This window comes from Microbacterium sp., from assembly GCF_031988965.1.
Taxonomy (GTDB): domain Bacteria; phylum Actinomycetota; class Actinomycetes; order Actinomycetales; family Microbacteriaceae; genus Microbacterium.
On the sequence record NZ_DALZXX010000143.1, the window covers coordinates 5,126 to 7,300 of the forward strand.

Sequence of the window (2,175 nt, forward strand, 5' to 3'; positions counted from 1 at the left end):
GGGGCAGCGGCTGATCAGTCACGCCCCCATCCTAGGGCCGAGGATCTCAGACGCGCCGAAGCAGTCCGACGCGGTCGTAGACCGCTGCGAGCGTCGCGTCGGCGACGGCATCCGCCCGGGCGGCGTTGGCCGCGAGGATGCGGTCGAGCTCGGCAGGGTCGTCGAGCAGCTCGAGTGCGCGAGCGCGCACCGGCTCGAACTCGGCGACGACGACCTCGGCGAGTCCCTTCTTGAAGTCTCCGTAACCGCGACCTGCGTACTCGTCCTCGATCGCACCGACCTGCCGACCGCTGAGCGCCGCATAGATCGTGAGCAGGTTCGAGACACCGGGCTTGCTCTCGCGATCGAAGCGCACGGAGCCCTCGTTGTCGGTCACCGCCCGCATGATCTTCTTCGACGACTTGGCGGGGTCGTCGAGCATCCAGAGCACGCCGGCATCGCTCTCTGCGGACTTCGACATCTTCGAGGTCGGGTTCTGCAGGTCGTAGATGCGCGCCGTGTCCTTCTGGATCACCGGACGCGGCACCACGAACGTCTCGCCGAAGCGGGAGTTGAAGCGCTCCGCGAGGTCGCGCGTGAGCTCGACGTGCTGCTTCTGGTCGTCGCCCACCGGCACGACATCGGTCTGGTAGAGCAGGATGTCGGCGGCCATGAGCACCGGATAGGTGAAGAGCCCCACGCTCGTCGCGTCGGCGCCGTAGCGGGCGGACTTGTCCTTGAACTGCGTCATCCGACCTGCTTCACCGAAGCCCGTGATGGTCGAGAGGATCCAGGCGAGCTCGGCGTGCGCGCGCACGTGGGACTGCACGTACAGCGTCGACTGCGAGGGCTCGATCCCCGCTGCGATGTACTGAGCGGCCGTGCGGCGCGTCTTCTCGCGGAGCTCGGCGGGGTCCTGCGCGACGGTCAGCGCGTGCAGGTCGACGACGGAGAAGTACGCATCGTAGGAGCTCTGCAGCTCCCGCCACTGCAGGAGCGCGCCGATGTAGTTGCCGATCTGAAGGGAGTCGGCCGAGGGCTGCATTCCTGAGTAGAGGCGTGGTTTCGTCACGGTATCAATCCTATGGGGGCGGTGGCGGTGCTCGAGCCCGCTCGCCCGTTCAGTACGTGTAGTCGACGACGACCGGCGCGTGGTCGCTCCACCGCTGGTCATAGGCCGCCGCGCGGGCCACGTGGTACGCAGTCGCCCGCTCGGCGAGCGCCGGAGTCGCGAGGTGGTAGTCGATGCGCCATCCCGAGTCGTTGTCGAACGCCTGTCCGCGCATGGACCACCAGGTGTAGGGACCCTCGACCTCCCCGTGGAAGGCGCGTCCGACGTCGACCCATCCGAGTCCCGGACCTGTCGAGCCGTCGACACCCTCGACCGTGGAACCGGCTGCGCCGAGGAACCGATCGAAGTACGCGCGCTCGCGGGGGAGGAAGCCCGCCTTCTTGCGGTTGCCGCGCCAGTTCTTGATGTCGAGTTCGCGATGACCGACGTTCAGGTCGCCGGTGACGAGAGCGAGAGCGTCGTCGTGACCGAGCTCCGCGAGCCTGACGCCGAAGGCGTCGAGGAACTTCCACTTCTCGTCCTGCTTCGGGGTGTCGGCTTCGCCGCTGTGCACGTAGGCGCTGACCACCGTCAGCGGGCGATCGCCGATCAGGAAGTCGGCCTCGATCCAGCGACCCTTCGAGTCGAACTCGGCGGGGCCGAAGTCGGTGCGCGTGGCGAGCGCCGGAACGCGGCTCGCGATCGCCACACCGGCGCGGCCCTTGGCCGTCGCCTCGTCGTGCACGAAGGTCCATCCGGGGAGAGCGGCCTCGAGGTGCTCGTCCTGACCGCGGACCTCCTGCAGGGTGAGGATGTCGACGTCGGCCGCATCGAGCCAGCCGCTCATGCCGTTGCGAGCCGCCGCTCGGATTCCGTTGACATTGACCGAGGCGATACGCAGATGAGGCATGCCCACAAGCCTAACGAGGGCCGCCGACATCCCGAGACGGGCGCTGCAGTTCCGACAGCAGACGCTGGGCGAGCGGGGTCATCGTCTCCGGGGGTGGGGGAGCGGATGCCTCCAGCTCGATGAGCTCCCGCTCGGCAGCCCGGACCGCCCGCTCTGCCGGCCACGCGCGGTACCAGGGCGCGGCGTCTCGAGCGGACTCGGCCTCGCGCACGCGGATGCGCGCCGCCTGCACGAG

Annotated in this window: 2 protein-coding genes and 1 pseudogene; all 3 read right to left on the reverse strand. The window is 68.7% G+C overall.

Features of this window, described 5'->3' with window-relative positions; genetic code table 11:
- Positions 1-46: 46 nt before the first annotated feature.
- The gene (gene trpS, locus RTM68_RS15840) at positions 47-1,051 is read right to left on the reverse strand and encodes a tryptophan--tRNA ligase (RefSeq protein ID WP_312172740.1); all 1,005 of its coding nucleotides are present in this window, start codon (positions 1,049-1,051) and stop codon (positions 47-49) included.
- 49 nt (positions 1,052-1,100) lie between these two features.
- Positions 1,101-1,940 (reverse strand): exodeoxyribonuclease III, encoded by an 840-nt coding sequence (locus RTM68_RS15845; protein WP_312172742.1) that lies wholly within the window; start codon positions 1,938-1,940, stop codon positions 1,101-1,103.
- Positions 1,941-1,950: 10 nt separating this feature from the next.
- Positions 1,951-2,175: pseudogene (locus tag RTM68_RS15850) on the reverse strand (YihY/virulence factor BrkB family protein); the annotation flags it as partial.